Annotated in this window: 13 protein-coding genes, 2 tRNA genes and 1 pseudogene; 11 read left to right on the top strand and 5 right to left on the bottom strand. The window is 52.3% G+C overall.

The window, feature by feature from the left end; all coding sequences use genetic code 11:
- Positions 1–214 precede the first annotated feature (214 nt).
- The 6 genes and pseudogenes from AB1500_09415 to AB1500_09390 all read left to right on the top strand — a co-directional run bounded on the left by AB1500_09415 (position 215) and on the right by AB1500_09390 (position 8352).
- Positions 215–1210: a hypothetical protein gene (locus AB1500_09415; GenBank protein MEW6183373.1), complete on the top strand. Its 996-nt coding sequence runs from the start codon at positions 215–217 to the stop codon at positions 1208–1210.
- 157 nt (positions 1211–1367) lie between these two features.
- On the top strand, positions 1368–1751 hold the full coding sequence (locus AB1500_09410) for a GxxExxY protein (GenBank protein ID MEW6183372.1): 384 nt from the start codon (positions 1368–1370) through the stop codon (positions 1749–1751).
- 149 nt (positions 1752–1900) lie between these two features.
- Entirely contained in the window at positions 1901–7333 is a 5433-nt protein-coding gene (locus tag AB1500_09405) for an RHS repeat-associated core domain-containing protein (GenBank protein ID MEW6183371.1), read from the top strand.
- 4 nt (positions 7334–7337) lie between these two features.
- The gene (locus AB1500_09400) at positions 7338–7793 is read left to right on the top strand and encodes a hypothetical protein (protein ID MEW6183370.1); all 456 of its coding nucleotides are present in this window, start codon (positions 7338–7340) and stop codon (positions 7791–7793) included.
- Between the two features lie 90 nt (positions 7794–7883).
- A pseudogene (locus AB1500_09395) lies at positions 7884–8009 on the top strand (transposase).
- 127 nt (positions 8010–8136) lie between these two features.
- Positions 8137–8352 (top strand): hypothetical protein, encoded by a 216-nt coding sequence (locus AB1500_09390; protein ID MEW6183369.1) that lies wholly within the window; start codon positions 8137–8139, stop codon positions 8350–8352.
- A 311-nt stretch (positions 8353–8663) separates the two neighbouring features.
- Here the strand turns inward: AB1500_09390 and AB1500_09385 are convergent, their stop codons facing one another.
- Positions 8664–9584, bottom strand: a complete 921-nt coding sequence (locus tag AB1500_09385) for a radical SAM protein (protein MEW6183368.1) — start codon at positions 9582–9584, stop codon at positions 8664–8666.
- Between the two features lie 244 nt (positions 9585–9828).
- Here AB1500_09385 and AB1500_09380 point away from each other — a divergent pair, with 244 nt between their 5' ends.
- The gene (locus tag AB1500_09380; GenBank protein MEW6183367.1) at positions 9829–10491 is read left to right on the top strand and encodes a superoxide dismutase; all 663 of its coding nucleotides are present in this window, start codon (positions 9829–9831) and stop codon (positions 10489–10491) included.
- A 381-nt stretch (positions 10492–10872) separates the two neighbouring features.
- Here AB1500_09380 and AB1500_09375 read toward each other — a convergent pair.
- The 4 genes from AB1500_09375 to rph form a co-directional block, all read right to left on the bottom strand.
- Positions 10873–10948 (bottom strand) — tRNA-Arg (locus tag AB1500_09375).
- Positions 10949–11180: 232 nt separating this feature from the next.
- Positions 11181–11254, bottom strand: a tRNA-Gly gene (locus tag AB1500_09370).
- 340 nt (positions 11255–11594) lie between these two features.
- Complete coding sequence (locus tag AB1500_09365) at positions 11595–12194, bottom strand: XTP/dITP diphosphatase (GenBank protein MEW6183366.1); 600 nt, start codon at positions 12192–12194, stop codon at positions 11595–11597.
- Complete coding sequence (rph, locus tag AB1500_09360) at positions 12194–12928, bottom strand: ribonuclease PH (protein ID MEW6183365.1); 735 nt, start codon at positions 12926–12928, stop codon at positions 12194–12196. Before rph ends, AB1500_09365 begins: the two co-directional genes overlap by 1 nt.
- Positions 12929–13146: 218 nt before the next feature.
- On the opposite strand from rph, the gene AB1500_09355 reads away from it, so the two are divergent.
- The 4 genes from AB1500_09355 (at position 13147) to uppP (ending at position 17838) form a co-directional block, all read left to right on the top strand.
- Positions 13147–13629, top strand: a complete 483-nt coding sequence (locus AB1500_09355; protein ID MEW6183364.1) for a hypothetical protein — start codon at positions 13147–13149, stop codon at positions 13627–13629.
- Between the two features lie 187 nt (positions 13630–13816).
- Positions 13817–14611: an IclR family transcriptional regulator gene (locus tag AB1500_09350; GenBank protein ID MEW6183363.1), complete on the top strand. Its 795-nt coding sequence runs from the start codon at positions 13817–13819 to the stop codon at positions 14609–14611.
- A 284-nt stretch (positions 14612–14895) separates the two neighbouring features.
- Positions 14896–16875, top strand: a complete 1980-nt coding sequence (gene acs, locus AB1500_09345; protein ID MEW6183362.1) for an acetate--CoA ligase — start codon at positions 14896–14898, stop codon at positions 16873–16875.
- Between the two features lie 180 nt (positions 16876–17055).
- Complete coding sequence (uppP, locus tag AB1500_09340; GenBank protein ID MEW6183361.1) at positions 17056–17838, top strand: undecaprenyl-diphosphatase UppP; 783 nt, start codon at positions 17056–17058, stop codon at positions 17836–17838.
- Positions 17839–17856 lie beyond the last annotated feature (18 nt).

Here is a 17856-nt window from a genome sequence, read left to right as displayed (position 1 = left end):
CGGATGAACGAGGGATAGAACCACGGATGGACACTGATAGACACGGATTAAGAAAATAAATAAATTGAGAGCTTATACCCTTATCAGTGTGCATCTGTGTTAATCCGTGGTTCATTCTCCCAACCGATGAACCGTTTTTAAAATCATAGGTTTTAGTGTCAGTTTAATTCTGAACTTCAAACGAAGCCAAGCTCGAACGGAAGAGAGTTGCATTATGAATATTTTCAAGAAACTATCCGAGTTAATTCGTGTTAATCTGTGTTTCGTTTCCTTAAAAAAGTGGCCGGTGGCACTGACAGTCTTTCTGCTCTTTCTTTGCTGCACCGGATTTGCGGTATACGCGGTGCAGCATCTCCTCAACCCTATCAGCGCCAATGACCCGAAAATAATACAGCTTTCACATCTGTCCGGGATCGACCGCAAGACGGTCGTGCGCCTTTATAAAGCGGTCGGTGACGAGGACAAACTGATAAAAAACATTATGGTGTATAAGCAGCTACTAGACCTGGTTGAAGGAATACGGGCCGAGAAACAGTTGTTTCATCTCATACCGGAATACGATTCCTCAGACCTTTATGTTGCGTACGATTATCTTGTCAGTGACGGATTGCCGACCGGTAGAATCGAAGAACTTTTGACGCAGCGGGCAAAAGGCGGCGACTGGGACGCAATCCTTGCCGGTTGCAACATCACCAAGGAATACAAGAAATACAAGGTGCTGGGTAAAGACGAGCTGCACCGGCTGCTTGGCCAGGGCTACTCGCCCGACGACATTATTCAAGCCGACAGTATCGCCAAGGCCAAGGACCTCCCTCTGGAAGACGTTTTAAAACGAAAAACACCCGACAAGACCTGGGATGAAGTCGCCAACGCCTTGGGATACAGGGGGCGGGCCTTTCACCAAAAGGCCAACCTTTCCGTGCCCGGGTTAGATAAAAATATCGGTGATAAAGGGTTTGCCGCCCTTGTTGCGGCCGGAAACCGTGACGCGGAAGAACGCAAGCGGGATGACGCAGCCAAAATTAAAGCCGGGTTGGGCCTGACAGATGTACAGATGGAATCATACCTAAATCAGGGATATAGCCCGTGGGATGTGCAAAACGCTTTCAGACTGGCAAAGGCCAACAATACAAGTCCGGAGGATGTCTTGGCCAAGAAAAAGACGGGAATGAGCTGGGAAGAGATATTGGCAGCATACCCGAAGAAATGATGAAAAGCGGGGCAGAACCACGGATGGACACTGATAAACACGGATTAAGAAAAGATATTTATACGGGTTTAAGGTCTGAATCTACAATATGGAGTCATGCACTTAAGATATTATGGCTTATCCAAGTCCATCCGTGTTAATCCGTGGTTTAAAGGATATGAGCATAAATAAACACAGATTGCTGCTTGAGCAAGAAACGCAGCAGATCATCGGCTGTGCAATAGAGGTATTGAACATCCTGGGACACGGTCTGCTGGAAAAACCATATGAAAACGCTTTGGTCGTAGAATTCGATATACAGAACATCCCCTATCGACAGCAGGCGCGTTTTGACGTGGTCTATAAGAGCGTCAAGGTTGGCGAATATGTTCCTGACCTGATCGTCTTCGATCGAATCGTTGTGGATGCGAAGGTGATCGAGCAAATCACCGACCACGACATTGGCCAGGTTCTCAACTATCTCAAGATCACGGGTCTTAAAGTAGGTCTAATTCTAAACTTTAAACGCGCTAGGCTCGAATGGAAGAGGATTGTTTTATGAAAATGATGAATGACAAACCACAGATAGATACTGATAGACACGAATATGGGATAAAACGAAATTTAGTATATAACCCATCCGTGTCCATCCGTGTTAATCCGTGGTTCTGTCTCCGTTCCGCATTCATCATTGGACTTATACTTCTATCTTTGCTTATAGCTACCAAACCCGCTGCGGCGGATACGGCACCTACCACCGTTTCCAACCTGATGTCCGTGCTGAGGGAGGATAAACAGAAGGCGGCTTACAACGTCAATCTAAACGCCCCTTTCGGCAAGGAAAGCTGCGGCATAAATGAAAACATCAGCACTGAGACTGGTGAGTTGAGCATCCTCCAAACGATTCTCGACCTGCCCGGACGGAACGGTATGGACCTTGTGCTCCAGGCGGAATACCGCAACCGGGACGCCAAACTGTTCAACGAAACAACCCGGAGCGCAGCGGTGCCGATCAGTTACGGGCAGACGGTGGTCGCTTATTACGACGTTTTTGACCAGAACGGTTACTGGCTGAAAACCGGGGCGCTGGAATACACCAACTGCGATAGTGTCCTCGCCGAGTGGCAGTATAACCAGGAACGATGGGTTTTCAACGGGTACCTTTCTTACGATGCGGGCGGGACCGTTACCGCTGCCGCGGGCATTTACAACGCCGCGCAAGAAAGGAGCAAAGCCTTAACCGGCAGGTACCTTCTGGGGGAAGGCTGGGCGATCGACCTCCCCTACCTGGATATTGAGGGAGACAGCGTATTTGTCCGCCTGCAGGACGGGTCCGTTTACAAGGCGGATTTCAATCCCGCCAACGGTTTGGAAAAGTACGAGCTGACCGACCTGCTCTTTGCAAGATACACCGATTTCAGCTACGGTAATGAAACCGCCGCATACCGCCTTTACTTTAAAGACGGCGATGAGTTTTTCTTTTCGGCGGACGGCTTCCTGATCGGCCAGCGTGACAGTCACCGCAACACCATCCGTTATTACTACGGGGATGTTTCCGGCATCAAGGCGCTGACCATGGTCGAGGATTCCGTGGGGCGGACCGTTAAGATCGGCTACAACGATACCGCCACGGTCATCAGTTCAGGATCGAAACAGGTCACGCTGATGAAGCGTCCGATCCCCGGCCAGTCCAGCAAGCACTACCTTGCCGGGTTCATCGACGCCGAGGGCCGCGAGGTCAAATACCAGTATTCCTTTGACGCCGCCGAGTTCGACATGGCGGGCGGGAAGCCGCCGGCGTTCAACAACTATGCCAACCTGGTGGAAATCCAGTATCCCACCGGCGCGCGAACGATTTACAGCTATGTCCGGGGGCGCAAAAACATTGGGCAAAGCGGGAGCATGGAATACTTCAAGGTCCGGGAGCGTTACGACCAGGACGGCGACCGTATACTCAACCGGTTGACTTACCGGTACGCCAACGAGCCGGACGGCTACCCGACCTATAAGGCGGACCAGGTACCGGACAACTACCGCTACGAAACATTTGCCCTGAACAGTAAGAACCTGACCGTCGGGTATACCTTCGACGGGCGGCACCTTCCCGTAACGACTAGAGTAACGGGAAAAAGGCTAATGGCGCAAACCGACACCGGCTATCACGAACGGTACAAGCTGCCGGTACGGGTGCGGGAAAGGGTTTTTAACGAAACCGGCAACGCCATGGAGAAGGTCGACCTCTACGATTATGACTCGCGCGGCAACGTAATCGTCGAAAACCACCCCACCAAACGCAGCGAGTATACCTCTTCCGAACGCAAGGTCTTTTACACCTACGACTTCAGATATAATCTTCTGGTAAGCGCCAGGTACAAGCAGAATGCCGACACCACCGTCGAGAAGAAAATGGCTCTTACCCGCGACGGCAAGGAAGTGGCTTCCGAGGCAATCTACGCCAACGGCCGCCTGATGAGCCGGCAAAGCTACCGGTACGACGGCTACGGCAACGTGCTTTCAGCCACTGCCAGGAAAACGTCTTCCGAAGACGTGACCACAAACTTTGAGTACGGGCCGGAGTACGGTTATGCCTACCTGACGAAGAAAAGCGTTGCCAGCAAAGACGCCGACGGCAACAAGTCCGTGGTTACGGTCCATACCGGTTACGATTTCGCCACCGGAAACATAACGAGCGAAACCGACGGCAACGGCAACGTTACGAGATTCAAATATGATTTGGTAGACAGGCTGCTTGAAAAAACCAACCCGGACAAGACCGCACAAACGTATGAATATGACGATTCAAAAAACATTGCCTATGTGACCGATGAGAACAAAAACCAAATTATTTACTACTTCGACGGGTTGGGCAAGCTTACCAGGGCGGTGGATAAGAAACAAAATATCGACCTGGTCAACATTAAGTATGACGACCAGTACAATGTGCTTCAGGAGATCAACCCGAACCGGAACTACGTCGAGTACTCATACGATCAGGCCAACCGGTTGATCAAGGTCGGCCACCGTGACAGCCGGGGTGAAAAATTGGCTGAAACCGGCGTGCAATACGACGAGGCGTTCCAGGACCGGTCGGGAACGGTGATGAAGATAACCGTTACGAAAGAATCGGGAAAAGGCCGGAAAGACCTGGTCGTCAACTATTACTACGACGCCAGGGAGCGGCTTGTAAAACAAGGCCGCGTGCAGGACGGCAAAGAGTATTCTGCTTCAAACACGTACGATTATCTCGATAACCTTATAGAGGAAACCGACTACAAGGACAACCGGACAAAGTACACCCTTGATGGTTTGGGCCGGCTGATAAAGAGGACAAACGCTCTCGGCAAAAGCCGGAAATACGAATACGACTACCTCGGCAACCAGGTGGCCGCCACCGATGAACTCGGCAATACCGCCCGGGTGGAGTACGACGCCTTGGGAAGGGTGATCGTTAAGAAGGCGCCTTTCGAGCCGGAGAAAGAGAGCGTAATTCGCAACTATTACGACGCCGCCGGGAACCTGATCCGGACCGTCGATCCCGAAGGCTATACGACCAGATACCGTTACAATGAGTGCAACCTGCTGACCGTAACGGAAAAGGTTATGGGCGCCGGTAAATCCGAGTTTACCAAGTATGAATACGACGCCGTAGGCAAATGCACCAAGGTTGCTTCGGGAATAAGCGCCATCTTCGGACCGGCCGGGGCCGAAACCCACTTCGAATATGATTCCCTGGGGCGAATCATCGCTTATACCGACCCCTCGGGCAAGAAGGAGACCTACCGTTACGACGCCGGCGGCAACCTGCTCGCGCTGACAGACCGGAACGGGAAAACCTACGACTACGAATACGACGGGCTGGACCGGCTGACCAAGAAGCAGATCGTCTTCGAGGGGCGGCGGGAAACCGTAGAATACAGCTACGATTTTCTGGGAAACCGCACGCAGATGAAGGACGCCGGGGGTCTCACCCGTTACGAATACGACAGCCTGAGCCGCCTGAACAAAATCCGCCAGGACAACGGCATCTCCCTGGCCTACGCCTATGACATTCTTGACCGGAGGGTGGGCATGACCCTCAGCCGGTCAAGCGACAAGCTGATGGACGTCAAATACTCATATAACAACCTGGGGCTGCTGACGCAGGTAAGGGAACAGGGGCGGGCGGTCAGTTACCGGTACGATGCCGCCAACCGCCTGACCGCGGCGATCAATGAAGTCACCGGCGTGACCACCGACTACCGTTACAACCCCGGCGGCATGCTGACCAGCCTGGTAAACCAGAAAGGCGGCGAAGTCCTTTCCAGTTACAAATACTCTTACGACCGGCGCGGCAACCAGACCAGGAAGGTCGATAAAAACGGGACAAGCCGTTACTATTACGACGCCCTTTCCCGCCTCAAGACAGCCGTACTGCCGGACAACCTCACCCAGAACTACACCTACGACAATTTGGGCAACCTCACGGAACTGGCCGAGAACCATGACGGACGCGTTAAGGAGACCTTATACAAATATAACCGGAACAGCGAACTCCTCCTGCAGGAAGAAACCGAAGGCGACGAAACCACCCGCTCCCTGTTCCGTTACGACCACAACGGCAACCAGACCGAAAAGAATAAACTGATCTACCGCGACGGGAAATTAGTAGCCTCCCAGAACTCAAACTACCGGTTTGACGACTGGAACCAGCTTCGCGAAGCTGTAACACCCGACGGCAAGCGCGTCTTTTACGAATATAACGGAAACGGGCTGCGCACAAGCAAAGACGTGGACGGGGAAATCACCAACTTTGCCTATGACGGCGGCAACCCGATTCTCGAGACCGACGAAAGCGGCCTGCCGAAGGCCAGGAACTTTTATGGCCTCGACCTGGTATCCAGGCAGACCGCCGACCATATTTACTATTACCTCTTCAACGGCCACGGCGATGTGACCCAACTGCTTGACAAACGTGGAGAGATTGTTAAAGATTATGAGTATGACCCCTTCGGCAAGGAACTGAATAATGAGCCGCAACTGGTTCCCGGAAAGCCCTTCGCTACGTTGTGGCGCGCCGAGGTGGAGCAGCTTGACAACCCCTTCCGTTACGCCGGGGAATATCTTGACCAGGAAACAGGCTACTATTACCTGAAAGCCCGCTACTACGACCCGCAGATACAGCGGTTCATCTCAGCCGATAGTTTGGCGAAGAACCCAAGCTGGAAACAGCACGCGTATGCTTATTGCGGCTATAATCCGATTAACTTCATTGATCCAAGCGGGCATATAAGCATAGGAACGATTGTAGGAGGAATTATTGGAGGAATTATAGGAGGAACCATAGGTGGACCGGCAGGAGGAGTAATCGGAGGAATTGTAGGAGCGCTTACAGGGGCTGGTGTAAGTGCGGCTGCATCATCCAGTGGTAGCGGCGGAAGTAGTGGTAATAGAAGTGGATCTATTTCAATAGCCTCTACTACGAGAAGCCCGTATAGTTTTGCAGCATTTAATATGGGAAGGCATTATCGAGATGCGAAAAATTATTATGGAGCTTATAAAGATTTCCGTGGCGCGGTAGACAAACTAATAGAAGCAATTATAGCATCACCAAATGGAGTTGCAGCTACTAGACCTGCACAGCGTGAATTTTGGACTCGTATAGCGGATGGTTTCAATAAGATTGATTGGAAAATATCCGAAATATTAGTTAGGGAAGCTTTATCTGATTGGCCACGTAGTTTCAAATGGGGTAATAGTACATGGCAAGCCCAGGAAGTTGCTTTAGATCCAACTTTTCTAGCATTCCATAATAGAATTTGTGAAAAGTATTTATCTAAAAGAGAAGGTCCTATTCTTCCTGATACCGTCGACAAAAATTTATTTTTCCCCCAGTCTGGTAATCCAGATTTGTGGTTTGGATTACATTTGATTACAGAAACGCATATAAATGCTACTAGGGACAATAAAACTCGAATGTGGACGGTCAACTACAAATTGATGGACGAATTTGATTTTACTGAGCTTATAAATCCTCTAAAGAAGGTAGGTATTGGAATAATAGGATGGACAGGAAATGATTTAGGATATATTTCAACGGCTTGCGGTGTACTGCACTCTGTTCCTGTTGAAATAGACATCACCTCATACTACCAACAGCGGTGGTAAAAACATGTTTAATAAAAAGTTATTAATAACTACAACGGTAATTATATTAATATTTCTATGTGCCTCATGCGAACAGCTGAAACATGGAGAGGGCAGGGATACCGTCATGTCTTTTGGGGATGGGACGTATCAGTTTTTTCGTAATGATATTTATTTACAATTATTTAACGTTGAGAAATTTGTTACTATAGAGTTAAAAGCAAAAACATGGAGACTGAAAGACAATAAACTTTACATTTATGGTGGTGTAGGTTATACCATTCTTGACTGTAAAACAAACAAGGTGAAACAATATCTAACTTTTGAAAATTATAATAAACAAGAGAAAGAGAGTTATGAGTACGACAGGTTAAAGATTTTGGCTGGAGAAATCACTGTTTTAGAAAAGTTCGAAGATTTTTCACCAGAAGAACGAGAAATTTTTATTAATTTGAAGAAAGAAAGTATAAAAAAAGAATAAATTGTATAGGGGAATTGGAATTCAATTGGAATTCGGGGGACACTATACAGAATTATTGTGCTGGGAACCGATACCAATTATAATACAGGCATGGCAAGAATAGCGCGGGTAGTGGCGCCCGGTGTACCCTATCATATTACACAGCGGTGTAACAGGCGGCAGCAAACATTCTTTTGCGAAGAGGACTATAGAGCATATTTGCACCTAATGGCGGAATAGAATATCCGAGACTTACAACATCCATGATAAGAATGTTATAATATAAATGGGTCTTTATGGTACAAGAAATGCGTAGGGTTGGTAAATGTAACCGCAAATCAGGACACTAGGGAGGTGCAAAGACGTGACGAAACTTGAAAAAGCATTTGCTGAGGCATCCAAGCTTCCCCTGGAAGAGCAGGATTTGCTTGCGGCTTGGATACTCGAAGAGCTTATTTCGGAAGAACGCTGGGGGGAAGCTTTTGACAAATCAGCTGTCATGCTCTCTAAACTAGCCAAAGAGGCGTTGGAAGAATACCGTGGGGGCCGGACCCAGGAACTTGATCCTGACAAGCTATGATTTCACATACGACAAACCGGTTTCGCAAGGTTTTTGCGGGACTTCCAGAAGATGTTTGCCGCCGGACTAAAGATGCGTATTAGCTATTTAAGCAGAATCCATATCATCCGAGTTTACGGTTCAAACAAGTACATCCGACAGAGCCTATCTTTTCGATACGAGCCGGTCTTGGTTATCGGGCGGTAGGGATTAAGGAAGGCGATATAATAGTCTGGTTTTGGATAGGCACGCATTCTGATTACGACAGATTACTTTCCAACCTGTGAATAACACATTTATTACCATCTACTAACTACCAAATCCACCCCGTCTTACAAAAATCCTTTCTTGCCGGTATAGACCCGGAGGCCGTGTTTCCGAGCGATGAGTACGGCGTCGCGGTATTCGGCGGCGGTCACCCGGCGGTTCAGCGGCGGGAACTCCCGGGCGCGGTAAGCGGGGTAATACTGCGCCATTACGTTGACGAAGCACCTGGGCGAGACCTCGCGGGCAAGGAATTTCATCGCTTCTTCGGTTCCCGCGAGATTTTCCGGCAGCACCAGGTGGCGCACCAGCAGGCCGCGGGTGGCTATTCCCTTTTTGTCGACGGTTAAGTCTCCCACCTGCCGCTGCATCTCTTTCAACGCTTCCTTAACCACCGCCGGGTAATCCCCAACACCGGAATATCTTGCCGCCGCACCGGGATCGGTGTATTTGAAATCCGGCATATATATGTCCACAATACCGTCGAGGAGCTTTAAAGTCTCCAGGCTTTCATAGCCGCTGCTGTTGTAAACAAGGGGAAGGTTGAGCCCTTCTTTGGCTGCCCGTAAGAGCGCCGCCAGGATCTGCCGCACGAAGTGGGTGGGGCTGACGAGGTTGATGTTGTGGCATCCCGTTATTTCGAGCTCGAGCATCATCCGCGCGAGCCGGCCTATGGTCACGACTTCTCCTTCGCCCAGGTGGCTGAGCTCGTAGTTCTGGCAAAATATGCACTCCAGGGTGCAGTATGCGAAGAAAATGGCGCCTGATCCGAAATCGCCCACCAGCGGCGTCTCTTCGCCGAAATGCGGCCCGTAGCTCGAAACAATGACTTCCCGGCCGCTCCGGCATGTGCCCCGTTCGTTTTTCAGGCGGTTGACGCCGCATTCGCGCGGACAGGTATCACAGCTTTTCAGGCGGCGGTAGGCTGCTGCAACGCGGCGCCTCAGTTCTTCCTCCCCCAGACGGCGGTAAGCGGCGGTAAAACCCAAATCCGAACCCCCCTCAGAAAATAAATCAACCGCCAGGACGCCAAGAACGACATGAATCAAGAAAATGATTACATGATAGCAGTTAATCGACGTTTCCACGTCGGTTTAACTCCTTTATATTTTAACCCCGCGCGCTGTATTTTGAATGAATGGTTTACAAAGGGCCAACATTCTTTCCGGTACCCCGGCGTACCGGCCGGCATAATGTGTTAATAACATATTATGTAAACAGGAGGTGGTCCTGATGAGAATCTGGCCCGGCAGTCAGGGAATGGTTCCGCCGGGAGGCCATAAGCTGCCGCCGCTGCCTTATCCATACGATGCCCTGGAACCGGTGATCAGCGCAACCACCCTTCGCGTGCATCACGACAAGCATCACAGTTCCTACGTCGATGGGCTTAACAAGGCCGAGCTGAAGCTTGTGGAAGCCCGCCGGACCGGTGATTTTTCCCTGGTCAAGCATTGGGAGCGGGAACTGGCCTTTCACGGTTCGGGTCATATCCTGCACAGCATTTACTGGACGGTCATGACGCCGTGGGGCGGCGGGGAGCCCGGACCGGTAACCAGGGAGAAGATCGGGAGTTATTTCGGCGGCGTACCGGCTTTTAAGGAGCAGTTTACCATGGCCGCGACAGATGTTGAAGGGTCGGGGTGGGCGCTGCTCGTATGGCAGCCGGCGTGGCGCCGGCTTGAGGTTTTGACGGCCGAGAAGCACCAGGACCTGACCCAGTGGGGGTGTATCCCCGTTCTTGTGGTCGATGTTTGGGAACACGCGTACTACCTGGATTATCAGAACAAACGCCGCGACTACGTGGACGCTTGGTGGGGCCTTGTGAACTGGGACGAGGTGGAGCGGCGGCTTTGTTTGGCCGTGAAGGCGGCGGTACCGCTTGCGTTAAATAAATAACTGTTCAGGACTCTCGTAGGGCGCAGCGATAAGCAACGCATTTTTTGGAGATTAGAGGCCGGAAGTTGGAGGTTAGATTAGAAGGAATTCACTACAGACAATTCCCGCTTCTTTTCCGACTTCCAACCTCTTGCATCCGACTTCCAAAACGGTTCGTCTCCGCTGGTCTTCCTTGCACTGTATTACTTCTCGCCGCGCTCCGTTTAAGTTACTCTTCCGCAGCTAAGCAACACGTTTACGGGTCTACATTTTCGTTCTTCGTTTTGCTGCACCACAGCATGGGCGATTCCCTGGCTCCTTGGCTTTAAAAAGAAAAAGAACCGGTCACCCGGTTCTTTCTTCAAATTCTAACCTCCAACCTCTAACTTTTCACTTCTAAAATGGCGTCCCGGGAGGGATTCGAACCCCCGACCCGCGGCTTAGAAGGCCGCTGCTCTATCCACTGAGCTACCGGGACGTAAATCAGATTCAGAATATAGAAGATAGAAGGTAGAATGCAGAATGTAGAAGTTCTCAGTCAGGGGCAAAATTACGAGTTGCGAGTTTCGCGTTACGTGTTAAAAACAGGAAACCGGGTTTTGAGTTCTAAGTGGTTCCGAATTCTTAATTATTCTATAATCTACATTCTGACCCTTTTAGTCACTGCCAATAGCTTATTCTTGCTTTGAACTTTGAACCTTGAACGTAAATGGAGCGGGTGATGGGAATCGAACCCACGTAGCCGGCTTGGAAGGCCGGTGCTCTGCCACTGAGCTACACCCGCGTTTCGGACGTCGGAAGTTGAAGGTCGGATGTCTCACAAGATGCCGACCGCTAACCAACGACCACGAAAAATTATAGCGCAGAAACCGGTAAAAGTCAAAAGCCCGTTGGGGGGAAAGAACGTTGGAAGGAAGATTAGAGCCAGGAATATAGAATAATATAGAATGTAGAATGTAGAATGTAGAAGGTAGAAGGTAGAAGGCAAGAAGCCGGAAGGCGGAAGTCAGGAGTCAGTAGTCAGAAGGCGGAATATAGAATATAGAATATAGAAGGTGGAATATAGATGGTAAGACTTTCGACTAAGGACTCGGAACTTGAAACTCGCAACCCGTGACTCGTGACTATTTTCCCGTTAGGCCAGCAAGCTTTTCTTTGATCTTCGCCAGCGCTCTCGCGCGGTGGCTGACCCGGTTTTTAACCTCCGGGGGAAGCTCGGCGAAGGTTTTATCGAACTCGGGAAGGTAAAACAGGGGGTCGTAACCAAAACCGCCCGCGCCGCGCAGTTCCGTGAGAATAAATCCTTCGCAGCGGCCGTCGGCGGTGACGACTCCGCCTTCCGGAAACGCCACGGCGATCACGCACCTGAACCGCGCCGCGCGCTGCTCCCGGGGCACTCCGTCAAGGAGCCCCAGAAGCTTGTTGTTGTTTGCCGCGTCGTCTTTGGGTTCACCGGCAAAACGGGCGGAGTAAACCCCGGGAGCGCCGCCGAGATAATCAACCTCAAGCCCGGAGTCATCCGCAAGGGCCGTCTCCCCGGTAAACGCCGCCGTCGCGAGGGCTTTTTCGACGGCGTTGGCCTCGAAGGTCGTCCCGTGTTCTTCTATCTCCGGGAACCCCGGATAGAACTGCGGGGATACGATTTCCCAGTTGAGGGGGGCCAGAATCGCCTCAATTTCCCTCAGTTTTCCCTGGTTTGTTGTCGCCGCCACTAACCGTCTCATCATCCCGCGCCGATGAAGTCGGCGAGGTTGCCCAGCGCTTCTTTCTGCTTTTCGATCAGGGCGGCGACGCCGGTTGACGCAAGGTCCAGCATCGCATCCAGCTCTTGCCGGGTGAAGGTGTCCTCTTCGCCGGTTCCCTGGACCTCCACCAGCTTGCCGCTCCCGGTCATAACCACGTTCATGTCCACGGCGGCCAGGGAATCTTCCGCAAAGGAGAGATCAAGCAGGAGCTCTCCCCCTGCCCGTCCAACACTTACAGCGGCCACAAAATCGTACACCGGAATCAGCGTCAACACGCCTTCGTTCCGGAGCCAGTCAAGGGCGTAGATCAGGGCGACAAAACCGCCGGTGATGGAAGCGGTCCGCGTTCCACCGTCCGCCTGAAGCACGTCGCAGTCGACGGTAACGGTACGCTCACCTATCGTTTCCAAGTCGACCACCGCCCGGAGAGAACGGCCGATCAGACGTTGTATCTCCAGGGTTCTGCCGCCCGGACGTCCCTTCGCCGCTTCCCTCGCATTCCGTGTTTCGGTTGACCGTGGAAGCATTCCGTACTCGGCGGTCACCCAGCCCTTGCCGGTTCCCTTGAGAAACGGCGGCGCCTTATCGTCCACCGACGCGGTACAAATGATCCGCGTATCGCCGACCTCAATATAAGCGGAACCTTCAGCGTATTTGTTCCATTGCGGGATAATTCTTACCGGCCGGATTTCAAACGCACCACGCTCAAGCATGCGCAATAACATTCACCCCGTTGATGTTATGGTAATATAATCCTTGTCTCGCAGACTTAATTCTCATCCTAACATTCTGCCCCGGAAAAGGCAAGTTCCAACGGACGCCGCCCCGGTTTTAAAAATTTTGCTAAAGGTAAAAGGAATAACGGTTCTTAAGAAGAAATTTTAAAAGATACATTTCCATAATGAATTTAAGTAAAGAAGAGAGGGATATAATGCGATTTTGGCTTGTTTTAATTCTCAGCCTGGTCCTCCTGGCAGCCGCCGGATGCGGTAAACAAAAAGAGCCGCCATCCGAGACGCCGCAGGCCCAAGGCCCCGGGCCCATTCAGCCCACCGCCATCGATTTTGACAAGGTCCAGGAGATGGCCCCGACGGGGGACGTTTGTAAAGCGGTTCATGCCGAACTGCAGCCGATTTTCACAAAGGTATTCGGCGGGGCGAAGCTGTCGATGTTTTTTCAGATGGGCGAAGGCGGTAATCACTTGACTTACGCCCTGAAAAGGCAGACCGCCGGAGAAGACGCGGAACCGTTGAAAAAGGAGTTGGAGTCCGGGGGGTACACGTTTGGTCAGGACTCATCAAACGGGGATATGAAGACTTTGAGCTTCGGTAAGAAGATCGCAGGCAAGGACTGCACGGTTACCGTCGGCATGACGGTGTACGACCAGCGACTGGGGGTAGCCGTTTTCTACTAATAATTGCTCAAGGTAAACAGTTCGGCGGTTTAATAGTGAACCGCCTTTTTGCTTTTCAGACTATAGTGCGGCAACGGCTTCTTAAGGGTTTCTTGCGACAAGCGGCGGGGGCTTCCCGCCTGCGACCAATATGACATAACACCTAACGCGGTTCATATATGCAAACGTTATTTCAGGGGTGGCAGCCTTGTCGGAAAACGAAGGAAGGCGTTTCGCCGTCCAGTCGGTTGAGCGCGCGTTGCTCATTTTGGAAGTATTGGGCGCGAACCCTGCGGGGTTGGGCGTGACCGCGATCGGGAAGGAACTCGGACTGCCTAAAAGCACCGTCCACAGGCTGCTTGCCGCCTTAGCAAGCCGCGGTTTTGTTAAGCAGGATGAGGTATCGGAATGCTACCGCCTCGGAATGGGCTACATTTCCCTCGGTTTAACCTACCTCCACAATCTCGACTTACGGCGCGAGGTCTTGCCCTATATCAGCGAATTGGTGGATATTACGGGAGAGATAGTACAGCTCGCCATCTTGGAGAGAGACGAGGTCTTGTTTATCGAAAGGCGCCAGCCGCAGGAGACGATAACCGTCAACCCGGGGCTTCGCGCTCCGGCACACTGCGTCGCGGAGGGAAAGGTCCTTCTCGCTTACTTGCCGGAAGCGGAACTGAGGAAATACCTTCGGACCCAAAGAATAAAACCGCATGCCCTCGACACCGTTATCTCTTCGGAAGAAATGATTTTTCACCTGGAACGGGTAAAGGCTCAGGGATATGCGGTAAGCGCCGGGGAGTTCGCGGATAACCTGCGCGGGGTTGCGTCGCCCATCTTCAACGTGAGCGGGCGAGTCGTGGCGGCGCTCGGGATCATCGGGCCGGCCGGCCGCCTCCCGCTGGAAAGGATCAACAGGCTGGTCAACGTGCTGCAGGAAACATGTTATTCCGTTTCCCTGCTTTTGGGCTGCCGTAAAGGGGATATGGGGCCGCATACTTAGAAGCTGACTTTTGAGGCGTAGTTTTGCAACGCCGCCTGGATAAAATATTTGTTTTTCTTGGTGTCTTGGCGGTTGGGAGAGCTTTTTCAGGGGAGGCTGTCCCAACCCTTTTGTTTTACATTGTGGAACAGGTGCTTAATTTCTCCTGTTAAGAGAAGCTTTTTAACCGGTCATGTCCTTCCTTTAACATCTGACAAAAAATCAGTTCTCATTACCCGCCTCAAGCCTCAAAATCAGAATATAGGCAGTAATATACATACCAGTTTTTCTGAGGAGGGTTTGGCTTGGTACTGGAAAAGACGATCGATATCCTGCTTGAAGAGGAAAGAATCTTTCACCCACCCGGGGATTTTGTCAAACAGGCCAACGTAAGCAGCAAACAGATTTACGCCGATGCGCACGCCAACTACAAGCTTTATTGGGCGATGCAGGCGGAGCGTCTGGACTGGTTCCAGAAATGGGATAAGGTTCTGGAATGGAACCCTCCGTTCGCCAGGTGGTTTGTAAACGGTAAGCTTAACGTCAGTTACAACTGCCTCGACCGGCACCTGGTTACCTGGCGGCGCAACAAGGCGGCAATCATCTTCGAGGGCGAGCCGGGTGACAGCCGCGTCCTTACCTACTGGGACCTTTACCGGGAAGTCACCCGTTTTACCAACGTTTTAAAAGAGTTCGGCGTCAAAACAGGCGACCGGGTGGCGATTTACCTGTCGATGATTCCCGAACTGGTCATCGCCATGCTTGCCTGCGCCCGGATCGGCGCGCCGCACAGCGTGGTTTTCGGCGGTTTCAGTTCAGAGGCGCTCCGCGACCGTATCAACGACGCCGGGGCGAAGGTGCTGGTCACCGCCGACGGCGGGTGGCGCCGGGGTAAGGCGGTGCCGCTTAAGAAGAACGCCGACGTGGCGCTTATGGAAACGCCGACGATAGAAAAAATGATTGTGGTTAAGCGTACGAATCAGGAAGTGAAGATGAAAAACGGCCGTGACGTCTGGTACCACGAGGTAATGGAAAGCGCCCCCATCGGCTGCCCGCCCGAGGAGCTGGACAGCGAGCACATGCTTTACATTCTCTATACAAGCGGAACTACGGGGAAGCCAAAAGGGGTGGTGCACACAACAGGCGGTTACCTGGTCGGCACAAGCACGACTCATTCAATGGTTTTCGACATCAAAGACAACGACGTTTACTGGTGCACCGCCGATATCGGTTGGGTCACGGGTCACAGCTATGTGGTGTACGGGCCGCTCGCAAACGGCGCTACCAGTCTCATTTACGAAGGGGCGCCCGACTGGCCTGATCCGGACCGTAACTGGTCAATTATCGAAAAATACGGTGTATCCGTTTTTTATACCGCACCGACGGCGATCAGGGCGTTCATGAAGTGGGGTCGTAAATGGCCGGCGGGCCGCAATCTTTCGAGTCTCAGACTTATCGGAACGGTCGGCGAACCGATAAATCCGGAGGCATGGATCTGGTGTCACGAGAATATCGGCGGCGAGCGCTGTCCGATCGTGGACACCTGGTGGCAGACGGAGACCGGTATGATTATGATAAGCCCCCTGCCCGGGATAACGCCGTTGAAGCCGGGATCGGCCACAGTACCGCTGCCGGGTATTGACGCCGACGTCCTGGACGCTGCAGGCAAGCCGGTTCCCCTTGGTCAGGGGGGCTTCCTGGTCATAAAGGAGCCGTGGCCGGCAATGCTGCGGACCATATACGGCGACGATCAGCGTTATATCGATACCTACTGGTCCAAATTTCCCGGAAAGTGGATTTACTTCGCCGGGGACGGCGCGAAGCGGGACTATCACAACTACTACTGGATGCTCGGCCGCGTGGATGATGTGATAAATGTCGCCGGACACCGCTTGAGCACGATGGAAATCGAGAGCACCCTTGTCGATCACCCGTCGGTTGCCGAATCAGCGGTGATCAGCAGAGACCACGAAATTAAGGGTCAGGCGGTGGCGGCCTTCGTTACCTTGAGGAGTAGGGCTTTCAACGAACTGAAGTCCGCCAAAAGGAGTTTTAAAGAAATAGAGAACGAGCTTAAAACGCATGTGGCTAAAAAAATCGGTTCAATTGCACGTCCCGACGATGTTTTTCTGACCGCGGAACTGCCCAAGACCCGGAGCGGAAAAATAATGCGGCGGCTGTTGCGGGATATCGCCGAAGGGCGGATCCTCGGCGACACGACCACACTGGCCGACCCGGCGGTTATCTCGGAATTGAAGCAAAAGTATGAGGAACGCGAATCCTGAGCGGAATCATATCCGCACGCGGGTGTTCAAAAGCCTCCGGTTTCTCCCTAACACCTGCCACATGCCCCGCAAGGGGCTTTTTTTTCTATGGCTGTGAACCGTGGGGTGAAGTTCTGGTGTATTCAACGCCGGGTCCGATTATAATTAAGGAGAACGCCTTATTTTCGAGGGGGAGTATCATTGGGCCTGACGGAGGCGGTGGTGTTAGGTATCGTCCAGGGGCTGGGCGAGTTTTTACCGATTTCCAGTACGGCGCACCTGGTTCTGGCGCCCTGGTTTTTTAACTGGCGCGACCCCGGATTGGCGTTTGACGTCGCGCTGCACCTGGGGACCCTTGCGGCAGTAGTGGCTTATTTCTGGCGCGACTGGCTGGGGCTGGTCCGAAACGGGCTTAAGGGTACGAGGACCCGTGAGGGACGGCTCTTCTGGTACCTGGCGCTGGCCACAATCCCCGGCGCTCTGATCGGCATGGCGCTGGAACAGCAGGCGGAAACGGTGTTTCGCTCCCCGATGCTGATCGGGGTGATGCTCATCGCCATGGGCGCGGTGCTTTACGCCGCGGACCACTACGGCGGGAAAGCCCGTGATATCTGGCGTTTGGGCTGGGTCGACGCGCTGCTCATCGGTTTGTCCCAGGCCGTCGCCATCATTCCCGGCGTATCCCGTTCCGGCGCGACGATTTCCGCCGGCCGCTTACTCGGGGTTGAGCGGGAAGCGGCGACCCGGTTTTCTTTCCTGCTCTCTACGCCGATTATTCTCGGGGCCGGGATTTTCGGTCTGAAGGATATCGCCGCCGCCGACATAAACGCTTCTTTCTGGGCGGGCGTTGTTACATCGGCCGTGGCGGGATTCTTCGCCATCGCTTTTCTGTTGCGGTTCGTGACCACGCGGAGTTTCAATGTCTTCGTCTGGTACAGGGTAATCCTCGGATCGCTGGTTATTCTGCTGGCGGCAGCGCGTTAGAAGACAGTAACTATTCAG

This window comes from Bacillota bacterium (assembly GCA_040755295.1).
GTDB lineage: Bacteria > Bacillota > Desulfotomaculia > Desulfotomaculales > Ammonificaceae > SURF-55.
This window is presented reverse-complemented; position numbering and strand designations above follow the sequence as displayed.

What these genes read in the sequence shown, in the direction of transcription:
- AB1500_09355 (MEW6183364.1), top strand. Translation starts at nt 13,147, where the DNA reads ATGCGATTTTGGCTTGTTTTAATTCTCAGCCTGGTCCTCCTGGCAGCC.
- AB1500_09380 (MEW6183367.1), top strand. Translation starts at nt 9,829, where the DNA reads ATGAGAATCTGGCCCGGCAGTCAGGGAATGGTTCCGCCGGGAGGCCAT.
- AB1500_09365 (MEW6183366.1), bottom strand. Translation starts at nt 12,194, where the DNA reads ATGAGACGGTTAGTGGCGGCGACAACAAACCAGGGAAAACTGAGGGAA.
- AB1500_09410 (MEW6183372.1), top strand. Translation starts at nt 1,368, where the DNA reads ATGAGCATAAATAAACACAGATTGCTGCTTGAGCAAGAAACGCAGCAG.
- AB1500_09415 (MEW6183373.1), top strand. Translation starts at nt 215, where the DNA reads ATGAATATTTTCAAGAAACTATCCGAGTTAATTCGTGTTAATCTGTGT.
- AB1500_09400 (MEW6183370.1), top strand. Translation starts at nt 7,338, where the DNA reads ATGTTTAATAAAAAGTTATTAATAACTACAACGGTAATTATATTAATA.
- rph (MEW6183365.1), bottom strand. Translation starts at nt 12,928, where the DNA reads ATGCTTGAGCGTGGTGCGTTTGAAATCCGGCCGGTAAGAATTATCCCG.